General features: G+C 50.6%; 13 protein-coding genes. 9 read left to right on the forward strand and 4 right to left on the reverse strand.

The window, feature by feature from the left end:
• Positions 1 to 241 precede the first annotated feature (241 nt).
• Positions 242 to 2,311, reverse strand: a complete 2,070-nt coding sequence (locus HRH59_RS01260; RefSeq protein ID WP_173499448.1) for a M13 family metallopeptidase — start codon at positions 2,309 to 2,311, stop codon at positions 242 to 244.
• Positions 2,312 to 2,459: 148 nt separating this feature from the next.
• Between HRH59_RS01260 and HRH59_RS01265 the strand changes: the two genes are divergently transcribed.
• The 3 genes from HRH59_RS01265 to HRH59_RS01275 are packed head-to-tail and all read left to right on the forward strand — an operon-like array spanning position 2,460 to position 4,962.
• The gene (locus HRH59_RS01265; RefSeq protein WP_173499449.1) at positions 2,460 to 3,434 is read left to right on the forward strand and encodes a DUF2157 domain-containing protein; all 975 of its coding nucleotides are present in this window, start codon (positions 2,460 to 2,462) and stop codon (positions 3,432 to 3,434) included.
• Positions 3,431 to 4,471 carry a DUF4401 domain-containing protein gene (locus HRH59_RS01270; RefSeq protein WP_173499450.1) on the forward strand — a complete coding sequence of 347 codons (1,041 nt, stop codon included), beginning with the start codon at positions 3,431 to 3,433 and terminating at the stop codon, positions 4,469 to 4,471. Before HRH59_RS01265 ends, HRH59_RS01270 begins: the two co-directional genes overlap by 4 nt.
• Positions 4,468 to 4,962 (forward strand): GDYXXLXY domain-containing protein, encoded by a 495-nt coding sequence (locus HRH59_RS01275; RefSeq protein ID WP_173499451.1) that lies wholly within the window; start codon positions 4,468 to 4,470, stop codon positions 4,960 to 4,962. The genes HRH59_RS01270 and HRH59_RS01275 overlap by 4 nt, the downstream gene beginning before the upstream one ends.
• Positions 4,963 to 5,090: 128 nt before the next feature.
• On the opposite strand, the gene HRH59_RS01280 is transcribed toward HRH59_RS01275, so the two are convergent.
• Positions 5,091 to 6,602: a DUF3612 domain-containing protein gene (locus HRH59_RS01280; RefSeq protein WP_173499452.1), complete on the reverse strand. Its 1,512-nt coding sequence runs from the start codon at positions 6,600 to 6,602 to the stop codon at positions 5,091 to 5,093.
• Positions 6,603 to 6,865: 263 nt separating this feature from the next.
• Here HRH59_RS01280 and HRH59_RS01285 point away from each other — a divergent pair, with 263 nt between their 5' ends.
• The 5 genes from HRH59_RS01285 (at position 6,866) to HRH59_RS01305 (ending at position 10,131) form a co-directional block, all read left to right on the forward strand.
• Positions 6,866 to 7,381 (forward strand): aldolase/citrate lyase/malate synthase family protein, encoded by a 516-nt coding sequence (locus tag HRH59_RS01285; protein WP_173499453.1) that lies wholly within the window; start codon positions 6,866 to 6,868, stop codon positions 7,379 to 7,381.
• A 157-nt stretch (positions 7,382 to 7,538) separates the two neighbouring features.
• On the forward strand, positions 7,539 to 7,844 hold the full coding sequence (locus HRH59_RS01290; RefSeq protein WP_173499454.1) for a hypothetical protein: 306 nt from the start codon (positions 7,539 to 7,541) through the stop codon (positions 7,842 to 7,844).
• A gap of 140 nt (positions 7,845 to 7,984) precedes the next feature.
• A complete protein-coding gene (locus HRH59_RS01295) occupies positions 7,985 to 8,356 on the forward strand; it encodes a VOC family protein (RefSeq protein ID WP_173499455.1) in 372 nt (123 codons plus the stop codon).
• 13 nt (positions 8,357 to 8,369) lie between these two features.
• The gene (locus HRH59_RS01300) at positions 8,370 to 9,071 is read left to right on the forward strand and encodes a cupin domain-containing protein (RefSeq protein WP_173499456.1); all 702 of its coding nucleotides are present in this window, start codon (positions 8,370 to 8,372) and stop codon (positions 9,069 to 9,071) included.
• A 43-nt stretch (positions 9,072 to 9,114) separates the two neighbouring features.
• Entirely contained in the window at positions 9,115 to 10,131 is a 1,017-nt protein-coding gene (locus tag HRH59_RS01305) for a metal-dependent hydrolase (protein ID WP_173499457.1), read from the forward strand.
• A gap of 19 nt (positions 10,132 to 10,150) precedes the next feature.
• Here the strand turns inward: HRH59_RS01305 and HRH59_RS01310 are convergent, their stop codons facing one another.
• Positions 10,151 to 10,651: a DUF1543 domain-containing protein gene (locus HRH59_RS01310; RefSeq protein WP_173499458.1), complete on the reverse strand. Its 501-nt coding sequence runs from the start codon at positions 10,649 to 10,651 to the stop codon at positions 10,151 to 10,153.
• Between the two features lie 135 nt (positions 10,652 to 10,786).
• Between HRH59_RS01310 and HRH59_RS01315 the strand changes: the two genes are divergently transcribed.
• A complete protein-coding gene (locus tag HRH59_RS01315) occupies positions 10,787 to 12,391 on the forward strand; it encodes a GAF domain-containing sensor histidine kinase (RefSeq protein WP_173499459.1) in 1,605 nt (534 codons plus the stop codon).
• Here the strand turns inward: HRH59_RS01315 and HRH59_RS01320 are convergent.
• Positions 12,366 to 14,000, reverse strand: coding sequence for a GGDEF domain-containing protein (locus HRH59_RS01320; RefSeq protein ID WP_173499460.1), 1,635 nt, complete (start codon positions 13,998 to 14,000; stop codon positions 12,366 to 12,368). The genes HRH59_RS01315 and HRH59_RS01320 overlap by 26 nt on opposite strands.
• Positions 14,001 to 14,162 lie beyond the last annotated feature (162 nt).

Raw genomic sequence — 14,162 nt, forward strand, 5'->3', positions numbered from 1 at the left:
TATATATTCTTTGTTATAGTGGTCTGACCTCGCTATCTATGACTGAGGTTGGAATCCCGAGCCGGGCGCCACAGAGTGTCTGAGCCCTGCCGCAGGCAGTAGGGCGAGTTGCTGTGGCGAGCCGGAGCGGGAATTGCAACCGGCGGGCTAAAGCCAAACACTACATCATAAAAAACAAAAGGCTGAGTAGTCACCTACTCAGCCTGTGCAGTGTAGCAGAAAAATATTAGACGACGGGTAATTACCAGATCTTAACGCGCTGCTCCGGTGCAATATACATCGCATCGCCTTCTTTAATATCAAAGGCAGTGTAAAACTGCGGAATATTCGGCAGCACACCGATAACGCGGTAATGCGCCGGTGAGTGTGGTCCGGTGCTTAACTGACGCTTTAACGCTTCTTCACGATACTGCGAGCGCCACACTTGAGCCCAACTTAAAAAGAAACGTTGTTCGCCGGTAAAGCCATCCATTACCGGCGCTTCTTTGCCTTCCAGTGACAAATTATAGGCTTTCAGCGCAACTGTCATACCGCCCAGGTCGCCGATGTTTTCTCCCAGCGCCAGGGCGCCGTTGATGCTCAGGCCAGGCAGAGGTTCAAACTTATTGTACTGGCCTATCAGCTTGGCGCCGCGTGCCTGGAACTGCATTTTATCCTGCTCGGTCCACCAGTTGCGCAGATTACCGTTGCCGTCGTACTTGGCACCCTGGTCGTCAAAACCGTGGCCGATTTCATGGCCGATAACACCACCGATACCACCGTAGTTTACCGCATCATCTGCTGCCATATTAAAGAATGGTGGTTGCAAAATAGCTGCCGGGAATACAATTTCGTTATTTACCGGGTTGTAGTAGGCATTTACCGTTTGTGGCGTCATAAACCATTCGCTCTTGTCGATTGGCTTACCCAGCTTGTTGATCATGTCGTCATACGCCCAGTGGCTGGCACGGACAAAGTTACCGACTAAGTCATCCGCTTTAATTTCCAGTGCTGAGTAATCTTTCCATTTGTCCGGATAACCAATTTTTGGCGTAAAGGTACTGAGTTTTTCCAGCGCCGCCACTTTGGTTTCTTCGGTCATCCACTCCAGCTCTTTAATCGAGATTTCGTAGGCTTTAATCAGGTTGGCAACCAACTCTTCCATACGCGCTTTGGCTTCCGGTTTAAAGTGGCGCTCTACATACAACTTACCGGTCAGCTCGCCCAGCACTTGATCTGAGGCATCAACCGCCCGTTTCCAGCGTGGTTGTTGTTGCTCAATACCGCTTAAGGTGGTGCCGTAAAAAGCAAAACGACGCCCGGCAAAATTGCTGCTGAGTTTATCGGCGTAGCTGTTAATGGTTTTGCTGGTTAAATAATCCTGCCAGCTTTGCAAGTCCGTGCTGTCCAGCACCTTGGCAAAACCTTCGAAGTAGCTCGGCTGACGCACAATAATGTCAGTTACACCGGCAATTTTTGCGCCATTGGCAAAAGCAGCCCAATCAAAGCTACCCATTTGGCTATCGAGCTCTGTCGCAGCAATTTTGTTATAGGTTTTGTCGGCGTTACGGCTTTCTACCCGTGTCCAGTGGTGCTCTGCCAGCGCTTTCTCCAGCGCATAAACACGTTCTGCTGCAGCTGCGGCATCGGTGTTACCGGCCAGGCTAAACATGTCAGCTAAATAGGCTTTGTAATCGGCAATTAGCTTTAATGAGGCTTCATCGTCTTTAAAGTAGTAATCACGGTCTGGCAAACCTAAGCCGCCCTGGCCCAGATATACGGCATACTCAGATGAGTTTTTTGCGTCGTTATTGACAAACCAGCCAAACGGAATGGCCACACCATCGCGCTGCAGGCTGGCAAATAACGGCGCCAGTTGCGCTTTGTCGGTAACGGCTTTAATAGCATCCAACTGCGGTGCCAGCGGGCTTAAGCCCAATTTTTCAATAGTGGCTTCATCCATAAAGCTGTTGTAGAAGCTGCCCAGCTTCTGTTCATCAGAGCCGGCTTTTAAATCGCTACGGGCCGATACTTCGTCAATAATAGCTTTTACGGCCTGCTGTGAATTGTCATTCAGAATGTGGAACGAGCCGTAAGAGGCTTTATCGGCAGGAATTGGCGTTTCGGCCAACCATTTACCGTTTACTGCCAGGAAGAAGTCTTCACTGAATTTTACTGCCGGGTCAAAGTATTGCTGGTCTATACCAGACACCAACGGCGCTTTAACTTCAGCGGCAGCCGCAGTTTGTGTTTGAGCAGGATCCTGTTTGTTACACGCCGTAAGGCCAAGTGCCAACGCCACAGAAGCGGCAGCTAAGGTAAGTTTTTTCATTGTTATTATCCTGGTTAGGTTACATATGTTACGCAGCTCAATACTACGCTGTTGCAGCACTGATGCCAAACGGCTGACAATACAAAGTTGTAACAAGTTATAAAAACGCTATGATGCTGCTTACTTAACACCAACAAGCCTGAATAATATGGACCAACTGCGCCGCGCCGATCAATTGTTGCAGTGGACAGAGCAACAGCAACTCGATAGTAATCAGCTGCAACAGGCCGCCGGCCGCTATGCGCTGCAGCCGGCAACAGACCTCTGGCTTATACTGGCCAACCGCGTGCTGTTGTTTGCCGCTGTGGTGCTGCTAAGCAGTGCACTGATTTTTTTCATCGCCCATAACTGGCCGTTAATGCACTACTTTGCCAAGTTTGCTCTGGCAGGCGCTGCGTTACTGACAGCTGGTACTATAGCCTTTTTCAGTAAGGTACAAAGCCTGATACAACGTGCTGCCCTGCTTGCTGCGGCACTAATGAGCGGCGCCTTATTGGCGCTGATAGGCCAAACCTACCAAACCGGTGCTGACATCTGGCAGCTGTTCGCAAGCTGGGCGCTATTAATTACGCCGCTGGTGTTGCTGTCCGCCAGTCGTGCCTGCTATTTACTGTGGTTCTTACTGTTGCAGCTGGCGCTAAGCCGCTATCTGAGTACTCAGTCAGAGTTTTTCTGGTTGCTGGCAAGCCCACCTATGATGCTGAATCTGGCCCTGGCAAACCTGCTGATACTGCTGTTTGCCGAATTCGCTCTGCCCGGGCTTCGGGTTAAAGCCAACCAGGCGCTGGTTTGGCTTGCGGCATTGCTGCTAATTGCCCCGTTAACTTATGGCGCCGCCATTGGCACCTGGGACAGCGACTACCGGCCAAACTTACTGGCCTATCTGCTGCTGACAGCGCTGCTGCTATTCCGGTACTGGCGCCAACGCCGTGATGTGCTGATTTTAGCCTTATTGGTATTCAGTGCCATTACCGTGGCAACCTCAATGCTGGCAAGCGTGTTAGAGAACGCTGATGAGTTTGTTGCCTTGAATTTGTTAGCACTGTTTGTTATCGGCAGTAGCGCCGGTGCAGTGATCTGGCTGAAGAAACTGCTGCAAGCTCCCACAGAGACCATAGCATGAACCCGAATACAGAACTTAGCGCGCAATTACAGCAGGCCGGCATTATTGACCAGGCTACCGCAGCACAGCTAATTATAACTGACAGCCCCTGGTGGCTGCAGATTATGCAGGGCATCGCGGCATGGATAGCGTCGGTATTTATTATCAGTGCCTTTGTTGGCCCGCTGCTGGTGCTGGCCGGTAACAATGTGGTGTATGCAATTGCCGGCCTGCTGCTTTTAGCCGGTGCTATCTGGTTAGCCCGGCGCCCGCAAGAGTTTTTGCAACATATGTCGGTCGCTGTAGCTTTAGCAGGTCAAGGCTTGCTGGTGTACAGCAGCTATGAGCTGTTTGCGCATTCTATCGATGTACCACGCTATGCCTGCGCTCTAATCAGCGGATTACTGCTGTTCAGCCCGCTAAACCGGCTGCACCAGCGTGCCAGCTTAAGCATCGCCTTGCTGTGTCTGTTGTCGTTAATTGACTCTGCGCCGGCAATAGCCGTTATCAGCTCATTGCTGGCAGCGCTGGCAGTTGTGATGTGGTGCAGCCGGCAGCAGTGGAGCGGTTTAGCTTTTGCCGGCCGGCTAAAAAGCCTGCTGGAAGTTGCCACCCTGGCCGGATTTGGCCTGAGCTTATTCGGCCAATGCCTGTTGGTTGTTGACAGCAACCACTGGCTGGACGGCCAGCTGCTGCTGGCCCGTGCCTTGTGCAGTGCACTTGGCAGTGTGCTGCTAATTGCCACCGTGTTTTGGCTCAGTCGCCTTGCAACGGCACCCAGCCGGCTGGCTTTGCTGACTGCTACCACTTTGCTGTGTATTTTACTGTATCCGGCTTCGGGTTTATTGGTGAGCGGTGCATTAATGCTGGCGTGCTTTTACGGCTGCAGCCGGCGCTGGTGTGCGCTGGCTTTACTTAGCATGCTGATTGCCATCAGCCAGTTTTATTACAGTTTACAGCTTAGTTTGCTCTACAAATCCGGCTTGCTGGCACTGTCGGGCGTGCTGATACTGGCAACCTGGCTGTTATTGCAACGTTACCAGCGGAGGTTAGCATGATATTAAAGCTGTACAGACCGGCCATTGCTGCCGCCGTGTTGCTTGTTTTAGCCGTGTCCGGTATCGCCATTGCGCAGTTTGAGCACACGCTGACAACCGGCCGCATAGTTAATATCGCGCTGGCACCGCTGGACCCGCGCTCAATTATGCAGGGCGATTATATGGCATTGGCCTATGCCATTGACCGCGAATTGCCCGAAGATGCCGCGCAATATAAATATGCCTGGCTAAGTGTCGATGCTGAGCAACGGGCCGCTTTACACAGCGTGAGTAACAACCTGCCGCAGGATCCGCAGTTGGTCGCAGTTTTACTGCGCCGGCGCGACGGCATGTTCAGCGTTGGCCCTAATGCGTTCTTTTTTGCTGAAGGCACAGGCGCGCTATATGAACAGGCACCGTATGGTCAGTTCCGGGTAGATGCCGGAGGCAAAGCATTGCTGGTAAGCTTGCTGGATGAAAATTTGCAGTTACTGGGAAAGAATAACCGCTGAACCCTTATCTCTGCGCAGGTCGAACCGGTTTGTCCACGCCAACACGCCGTAAACCCATCCCTGGGGGCTCGTCTCAGCCCGTCCGGGGCTTCAACGGTTGGCTTAGGGCAAACCGATTCTCACTAAAATTATTCGTCGGCACGTTCACACTGATAACAGCCCGGACTACGCGGGCAACTGTTACCGCGGGCGCAAATAAGCTGCACCGGTTTTTGTAAGCTGCGTGCCACCCAGTTAATATTCAAAATATTCGCCACACTGGTCAGCGCCGTTTGAATAGTTTTCGGCACTTTAGCACCGCCACTGCTACCCACACACAGCTGTTTTAACTGCGCCGCCATCGTATCAGCATCAACTCCCTGTGCCAGCAGCGCCGGATTTAAGTCGATACCGGCGCACAATACATGGGTATTGCCGGCCAGATCACTGACTTTAGTCGACTCGCAACAGTAAATACGCGGCGCACCGTTCACATCCAGCAATGATAACTGTGCCGAACTGCTGACACCTTCAACATCAAACATCCGAAACACCGCCCAATGCTGACAAGGGTCTTCAACCTGACGCATATTGCCCCACGGCAGCGGAATGCCATTACCGCGATACACCGCTTTAAGTTTACCAGGCGTATAAGCATCAAAATAATGCCAGTGAGTATAAGGCGATACCGCCGTCATGCGCCGCATCGCCACCGATGCCGACACCCCGGCCTGCTGATGCGTGCTGATCTCATAGCCGTGACGGTCCAGTAACTGGCGAAACGGCAGCTTAGGGCACAGCAGCGCACCGGCAAAAAAGCTCGATTCAAAATCACGCCAGGCATGCAAAATATCCTGCGGTTGCACGGCAGTGGAATCCGACAAGTCATCATCACGCGCACCACCCACCATCATACTGCTTTTTACACCGTCTTTATTGTGCAGCACAGCATGGCCGATATGTACCGCCAGTTCATACTTTAACCGCGTAGGGAACTGCTGCAGTAAGCTGTTTAAATGCAACGTATTGGGCGGGGTGAAAAACGAGGTAGAAACGTTTTTTGATAAAACCCCCAGCTCGTCCAGCAGCTCCTTTGGTGCTTCGGTAAACCACTTAATGCTTAAACCCAGCTGTTTAATAATTGCCAGTAAGTCTTCGACACTCAGCGGCATGCGTTTTTGCCCGACATCCTCCGCTGCCCGCTCCAGTTCAGGAAAATGATTTTGGTTGTGCTCCTGATGTGCACGAATTAATAACTGAGCAAACTGCTTACCGCTGGTGCCGGTTTGCGACAACATTTCCGGAATAGCGATTTGTAAAATGTCATTAGAAAACAAAAAGCCCGGCTCCAGCGCCATACCGCTGATGCCGCCTTTACTGCCTTTTTGCGGTGTTAAGTCTTCGCCGGCATCTTCACCATCGAGAAACCAGTCGATGTCTTTTTGAAATACTTCGGCAATCACCTCCAGCATTTCAATGCCGGGCACACGCTTACCGCGCTCAATCATCGACAAATATGACACCGACGGCGCCTGCTCCGGGTTAACCCGAATGCAGCGGGTGGATAGGTCTTCCATGGTTAAGTTATTACGTTTTCTCAGGTTTCTTATCTTGGTTCCGAGAAAATGCGACTTTCTGAGCAGGCTTTTGTTTATTTTCATTTTGTAAAATTCACACTGTAAAATTTTTATTGTGAAATTATTCTGATTTTTAGCCTAGACTAGTTTTTAACCGATAGCAACTGGTCTGCGTTCTGACAGACGCGGCAGAGGCGACGGTCCGGAATCCTGATAGCGCAGCCACAGAGTGTCTGAGCGAACGCGTAAGCGGCAGCGAGTTGCTGTGGCGAGCACAGCAGGAATTGCGGACCAAAGCTATACACAATTACCGGCAACAAGAGATCACAAAAGACGAGGATGACATCATGACAACACTGGCCCAACAACACAGCACTCCATCACAGAGCCATACCGCCTGGATGGCGACCGAGCTTAGCGTGATTAACGAGCTGAACCAGCGCCATGTCAAACAGGTAATGGATTACTCAAAAGGCTTTTTAGACAAAACCTTTCCGCTGCAGCAAGGCTCGCACAAAGACGTATGCAGCTATGTGGTGTACTACCAGCAACTGCTGGCGTTTTTTGCCGACGGCAGCACCAGCGGCCTGCAAAACCCGGCACAGTTTGTGGCTTTAAGCGGCCATCGCGAAGCGCCCTGCTCTATTGTACTGAACAATAATGGCCGCCATGTCGAGCTTATCTTAAACCGCAGCGGCATTAACGGTTGCCGGGATAAAGCCAGCATTGACGATATTCAGCTGCAAACCTCTGAGCCGGATTGCGTTTGGTTTAGCATGGTAACCGGCCGCCAGGTAGCTTGCGCCCACAAAGGCAATAAGCAGTTTACCTGCAAAGACGGCTTGCCATATTCACTGGCATAGCATCACCGCGACTTAACCTCATCATACCGGGCAGCTTACGCTGTCCGGTTATTCTGCTTTTCAGCAGGCAAATAGCGCTTTAACATAAAACCGGTTCTGTGTAACATCTTTGCTCCATATTTACAGCTTGTTTTAATTTCCGGCTTAGCCTTGAGGCATGATGAAACATTTAACTGCTGCACTGGTGATCAGTGCCTTGTTGATATTAAATGGCTGCACCGTACTGGGTATCATTGTTGATAATAAAGTGGATGATAAAAACGATAACCCTATAGTACCGCCCGGCAGCCATGTACCAGCAAAAGTGGAACCTTCTTTTGCCAGCGAGGGTCTGGAGGCTGACATCGCTATCGTAAAGCTGATTAAAAACGCCATTTTACCGGCTAAACCCAAGCCCAAAGTACGCTGCGGCATAGAAAATGGTCTGCGCATTTGTTACGAAGAAGGCGCAGAAGGTTATTAATACTTAAGCCGCTGAAGGCATCGCACTCAAACCAATTCTCGCTTTGCCAGATTTTTTCTATACGTCACTGCTCTAAAACGCCACGGTAATCGTATAATGCTGCCATATTAAAATTTCCTTATATTTGATGGAGCAAAACCATGATTAGCTATGTCACTCTGGGCGTGAACGATTTAACCGCAGCCAAGGCTTTTTACGGCGCACTATTGGGCGATTTAGGCGGTAAAAACCTGTTAGATATGGGCCGCATCGCTTTCTTTGGTAAAAGCATGGCGCAGCCAATGCTGGCGGTATGTGAGCCTTTTAATAAGCAAGCCGCTAACCCTGGCAACGGTAATATGGTGTCATTCCAACCAGGTTCAAAAGAAAAAGTAGATGCGCTGTACCAAAAAGCCATCGCTTTAGGCGCCAGCTGCGATGGTGCACCGGGGCAGCGGATTGGAAACACCTTTTACGGCGCCTATGTCAAAGATGCTGATGGCAATAAACTATGCTTTTGTCACTTTGGTTAGGTTTTAGCACACTATGCAGGTAAACAGCGATTTTTCCCGTCGCGTAGTGGTATTGCCGGAACAATACCACTTTATTGATTCGCCTTTAGCCGGTGTCAGCAGAATGATGCTGGACCGGGCAGGCGCAGAGGTAGCCCGCGCCACCAGCATAGTGCGTTATGCCGCCGGCAGTGGCTATAGCAGCCATACGCATGGCGGTGGCGAAGAAATACTGGTGTTGGATGGCGTGTTCAGTGATGAACACGGCGACTATCCGGCCGGCACTTATTTGCGTAACCCACCGGGTAGCTCACATCAGCCTTTTTCCCGCGATGGTTGCACCTTATTGGTCAAACTGTGGCAGTTTGCCGCTGATGATGATCAGCAACTGGTGCTTGATACAAATAAAGCGCAGTGGCAGCCGGGGTTAGTGCCCGGGTTATCCGTGTTACCGCTGCACGAGCATAACGGTGTCAGCACTGCACTGGTGCGTTGGGCACCTGATACCTTATTTAACCGTCATATTCATGTTGGCGGTGAAGAGATACTGGTGCTTGAGGGTCTGTTTTGTGATGAGCACGGCCGTTATGCTGCAAACAGCTGGCTACGTAGCCCGCGTTACAGCACCCATACTCCGTTTACCCTTGAGCAAGGCGCATTAATTTACGTTAAAGTCGGGCATCTGGGTGCCGGCTTGATGGGGGATCAGTTTATTGAGGCGGTAACGACGACATGAACCGGCATTTCAGCTTACCATCAATAAGGTTACCAAGACGTATATGGATTCATTGACACAACTCACCCTGGGCGCCGCTGTCGCCGTTGTCGCACTGGGTAAACAGCCCGGCAGCAAAGTCAGAGTGGCATTAACCGGCGCAGTACTGGGCACTTTGCCTGATTTAGATGTGATTATTGATTACGGTGACGTGGTCAGTAATATGGTGCTGCACCGCACTGAAAGCCATGCCCTGTTTTATCAAACACTGTTGTCGCCACTGCTGGCCTGGCTGGCGGCGCTGTGCTGCAAACAGCAGCAATATTACCTGCGCTGGTTACTGGCCAGTTGGCTTATTCTGCTGACCCACACCGGTATTGATGCCATGACCGTTTATGGCACGCAGTTCGGCTTGCCCTTTACCAATACCCCTTTTGCAGTGGGCAGTATCTTTATTATCGACCCGCTGTATACACTACCATTGCTTATCGGCGTCAGCTGGTTCTTGTTATCCCGGTTAAACCGCGGTTACCGGGCAAATATAGCCGGCTTGCTGTTATCGTCTGCTTATATGCTGTGGAGCGTATTGGCACAACAGCATGTCAGTAATATTGCTGCGCAAAATGCACAACAGCAATTAGGCGACTATCAGCGAATACTGGTAACCCCGGCGCCATTAAATACTCTGCTTTGGCGCATTGTAATAATGACAGAACAAGGCTATGCCGAGGGCTTTTACTCTTTGCTGGATGAAACACAGCAGATCAGTTTCAGCTTGATACAACAAGACAACACATTAAAGCAGCAGTACGCCACACTTAAACCGGTGCAACAACTGCAATGGTTCAGCCGCGGCTTTTACGCACTGGAGAGGCAGGAAGATAAACTGCTGCTTACCGACCTGCGAATGGGGCAACAAGGCAGTTATGCCTTTCAATTTGTCGTCGATCCGCTAAACCGCACTGCGGTAACTCAGCTGCCGATGCGCCGGGACAGCGCTGTTGCCTTACCCTGGCTGTGGCAGCGCATGTGGGGCACACCGCTGCCGTCGCCTTATACGGTAGTGCAACTCAGTCATTAAGCCGCTGTATATAGATAGCTCAGCCGATAATATTGTAGCCGGACCAGTCCGGCCGCATAGCCTGGCTTTGGCCGGAAGCAGTAAGGTGGATATAGTGTCCTTGCAGCTGTTCCAGCGCAATACAGTCGTCCAGTTCGAGTAAATCATCTTTGTGCGGACTGTCGGCATCGGTTAATAAACGCTGCTTCGCCTTAGCCTTGGCTTCAGCGGCCGAACAGGCCACACACAACATAAAATCATGTTGCTCGGCGATTTTATCGGCGTAATAACCACCAAAATTAACAAAATATAATTTAATATCAGCATCTTGTGGTTCACTTTGCAGACTAACTTTATAACCGTCTATATTATTTACCACCATATAGCTGTCGATATGCAAGCCTTTTACCGTACCAAACCATTGCTGACACAATTGCGTATAGGTGTCTTCAATACGCGCAGCGGCGACAAAGCGCACATCGTGCAGCTCTATATTGGCGCCGGGCGCTGTGCCGCCGATATAAACTAAAAATAATTGCATGGTTTTCTTCTTCCCTGGTTAAAGGGCGCAGTATAACGACAACTGTGTTTTGCCTCCAGCAACAGTTAGGTTAAGCTGCTAAGCTAGCTGAATAAAACACTATTTCAACAACGTCGGCCTGATGGAATTACCACGATGAAAGCGGCGCTACCGGATAACGAACAGCAACGACTGCATAACTTATACCAGTTAGAGATCCTCGATACCGCGCAGGAAGACGCTTTTGACGCCCTGACACAGCTGGCTGCCATGATCTGTGGCGTGCCCATCTCTGTTATTTCACTGATAGATAAAGACCGCCAGTGGTTTAAATCCAGACAAGGCATCGACGACGTGCAGACAAGCCGCGATATTGCTTTTTGTGCTCATACCATTTTACAACCAGAGCAGATATTGCAAGTACCTGATGCTACTAAAGATTACCGTTTTGCTGATAATCCACAGGTATTGGCCCCGGGCGGCATACGTTTTTATGCCGGGGTACCGCTGGTGTTGGATAAAGGTCTGGCGCTTGGCACCCTGTGTGTGGTGGATACGGTATGTAAAACGTTGACCAGTGCCCAGGTTACTGCCCTGCAACTGCTGGCTCGCCAGGCCAGTAAATTGCTCGAAGCCCGTAAACTGACGTTAGATAACCAACAGAAAAGCGCCCTGTTGCTGCAAAGTGAGCAGCGATACCGTTCTATGCTGGAAAATCTGCCGGGCATTGTGTATCGCTGCCAAAACGACACCGACTGGAATATGTTGTTTATCAGTGATGAAGTGGCAGAGCTTACCGGTTTTAGCGCAGAAAACTTTGTCAGCGATCGCTCAGTAACCTTTACCCAACTTACGTTTGAAGATGATATTCCGCGCTTATACCACACCGTGCAACAAGCGCTGGCCAAACAGCAAGGGTACGATGTGCAATACCGTATCACCAGCCGCAATGGCGAAGTAAAATGGCTGCAGGAACTGGGGCGCGGTATTTTTACCGCCGACGGCCAACTGCAATACCTCGATGGCTTTATCTGGGATATTACTGAACAAAAAACCGTAGAGCAGCTGAAAAACCAGTTTGTATCTACCGTAAGCCATGAACTGCGCACGCCGCTGACCTCTATCAGCGGCTCACTTGGCCTGGTACTTGGCGGTGTGGCTGGTAACTTGCCCGATACCGCTAAGCAGATGCTGCAAATTGCCAGTGATAACTGCGAACGCCTAACTCATCTGATTAATGATCTGCTGGATATAGAAAAGCTGATGGCAGGCAAAATTCAGCTCAACACCAGTGCGCTGCATGTGCATACGTTGCTGGAAAAATGCCGGCAGCAAAACCAGCCGTTTGCCGACAAACATCTGTGCCAATTGGTGTTGTTGCCGGGGCCGGATCTCTGGCTCTCAGCAGATGAGCGCCGGCTGGAGCAGGTACTCACTAATTTATTGTCTAATGCCGCCAAGTTTTCTCCGGCTAATTCCCGAGTTGAGATCAGTGTCAGCCAACAGCGGCAGCTTGTCGAAATTGCGGTACTGGACCAGGGGCCGGGTATTGCCGACAGTTTTAAAGGTAAAATATTTCAAAAATTCTCACAGGCAGATGCAGCCGACTCCCGCTCAAAAGGCGGCACCGGGCTGGGGCTGGCAATATGTAAAGAGCTGATGCAGGCAATGCGCGGCGATATAGACTATGAAAACGTCGCCGGGGGTTGCCGTTTTTATATCAGACTGCCGTTGGCTAAAGCGCCGACGGAGCTAAAGTAACGCGGTTACGGCCACTGGTTTTAGCCTTGTAGAGCGCCTGATCGGCTTTTTCTATTACTACATCGGCGTTGTTACAACCGGTTATTGCACTGATGCCCGCACTGAAGCTGCAAAAGAAACGCTGCTCGTTGGCAATAAACGGCAAGCCGGCGAATAATTCACGTATTTGCTCAATTACCTCAAAAGCCCGCTGCAAAGTACAGTCCGGTAGCACCAGTAAAAACTCTTCACCGCCATAGCGCCCGACCAGATCGGTTTTACGCAGTTGTTGTTTTAGCAGATTGGCTAAGCTGGCAATAACCTGGTCGCCTACAAGGTGGCCATAGTTGTCATTAACCTTTTTAAAATGATCGATATCCAGCATAACCACACTGACAGGCTGCGCTGACCGACCGGCACGCAGCATCTCCAGTACCAGCCGCTCTTTAATGTGCGCGTGCTGTAATAACCCGGTCAGGCTGTCCCGCGTCATAATTTCGGCTAATTGCCTGGCACGTTGCGCTCTGGCAAACACTGCCACTAACAACGCTGTATCAGAAATGGGCTTGGTAATAAAATCATCGCCGGCTTTAATCAGTGCCGCCAGTTGTTGCTCGCTGTCGGTTTCAGACGATAGATAAATTATCGGCACACCAAGCCAACTTTGTTGCAAGCGCACCAGTTGTGCTAATTCAGGGCCGGTACAAAACGGCATATTGACGTCCAGCAAGATCACGTCCGGGTGGAAGCGGTTTAATGCATCAAAAATATGCGCAGGTTGCGGCAAAATCTCGACCATCAACCCGCCCTGCTGCAACACCAGCGCGTAGTGCTGCGCCAACATCTGATCATCATCTACCAGCATGACACGAAAAGGCTCACGCTCTGCCACTGAAAGTTGTTTACGCACCCCGGCTTCCAATTCAGTGGTATTTAGCGGCCGGCTGTAGTAACCAATAGCGCCAATTCGTACTGCATTGAGGTAACTGTTAAAATCAGTGTTGGCGCCAACTAACAACAAAGGCAAAATAGTCGCTTGTTCGCTCTGTATTATCTTCAGCTGCGCTAACGCATCTGGCTGGTCGGCGTCGGCAATAACAACTGCCGGACGTTGTAAAACTATCGCTGCCCGCAGCGCATTAAAATCAGCAAACTGGCGGTTTGCATAACCGAAAATATCCAACATCACACTGATTTGTTCTTGCAGCGCTTTGTCGGCACAACATAAGTAAATAATTGCCGCAGCCGGTTCCGGCGCAATAGCGGCATCAGACACTGCAGCCGCTGTATCGGTTTCATCTAAACGGGTTAACCGGGTTATGGTTGCAATAAAACTACTGTAGCTGTCGGCATCGGGCTTAGCATCAGTATCCAGCCACTGCTTAAGCTGCTGCTCTGCCAGTTTGGCGTTCTCGCCCAACCGGGCAAACCCAAAGGTGCCGGCCGAACCGGCCAGGGTGTGTAGCTTGGTCGCCAGTTCGGTAGCCTGGTGCTGCCAGCTGTCAGCGGGGGTATCCGGCAATGCTTGTGCCAGTTGCAGCAACAACGGTAAGTCCTGCTGCAATCGTTCAAGATAAGCCAGACGCAAAGTGTCAAGCTGTTGTTGCAGGTCTGCTGGTGATATCGTCATGTCAGCGCCATTATTTTCAGTACATTATTTATCCACTACCGACACGTTACCTGAATGGCAGCGCAGTGCAGATCTGCAATTTTTAACCACAAGTTAATGATTAAGCTGCGTTAAATTTAGCGTATAAGCGCTAAAGATGCTATACATTGCAGTTACGCCACC

The sequence above is a fragment of the Rheinheimera lutimaris genome (assembly GCF_013283795.1).
In the GTDB taxonomy this organism is placed as follows: domain Bacteria; phylum Pseudomonadota; class Gammaproteobacteria; order Enterobacterales; family Alteromonadaceae; genus Alishewanella; species Alishewanella lutimaris.

Coding starts and splice junctions, on each gene's coding strand:
- HRH59_RS01300 (WP_173499456.1), top strand. CDS start 8,370: ATGCAGGTAAACAGCGATTTTTCCCGTCGCGTAGTGGTATTGCCGGAA.
- HRH59_RS01270 (WP_173499450.1), top strand. CDS start 3,431: ATGAACCCGAATACAGAACTTAGCGCGCAATTACAGCAGGCCGGCATT.
- HRH59_RS01305 (WP_173499457.1), top strand. CDS start 9,115: ATGGATTCATTGACACAACTCACCCTGGGCGCCGCTGTCGCCGTTGTC.
- HRH59_RS01265 (WP_173499449.1), top strand. CDS start 2,460: ATGGACCAACTGCGCCGCGCCGATCAATTGTTGCAGTGGACAGAGCAA.
- HRH59_RS01310 (WP_173499458.1), bottom strand. CDS start 10,651: ATGCAATTATTTTTAGTTTATATCGGCGGCACAGCGCCCGGCGCCAAT.
- HRH59_RS01290 (WP_173499454.1), top strand. CDS start 7,539: ATGATGAAACATTTAACTGCTGCACTGGTGATCAGTGCCTTGTTGATA.
- HRH59_RS01295 (WP_173499455.1), top strand. CDS start 7,985: ATGATTAGCTATGTCACTCTGGGCGTGAACGATTTAACCGCAGCCAAG.
- HRH59_RS01320 (WP_173499460.1), bottom strand. CDS start 14,000: ATGACGATATCACCAGCAGACCTGCAACAACAGCTTGACACTTTGCGT.
- HRH59_RS01285 (WP_173499453.1), top strand. CDS start 6,866: ATGACAACACTGGCCCAACAACACAGCACTCCATCACAGAGCCATACC.
- HRH59_RS01275 (WP_173499451.1), top strand. CDS start 4,468: ATGATATTAAAGCTGTACAGACCGGCCATTGCTGCCGCCGTGTTGCTT.
- HRH59_RS01260 (WP_173499448.1), bottom strand. CDS start 2,311: ATGAAAAAACTTACCTTAGCTGCCGCTTCTGTGGCGTTGGCACTTGGC.
- HRH59_RS01280 (WP_173499452.1), bottom strand. CDS start 6,602: ATGAAAATAAACAAAAGCCTGCTCAGAAAGTCGCATTTTCTCGGAACC.
- HRH59_RS01315 (WP_173499459.1), top strand. CDS start 10,787: ATGAAAGCGGCGCTACCGGATAACGAACAGCAACGACTGCATAACTTA.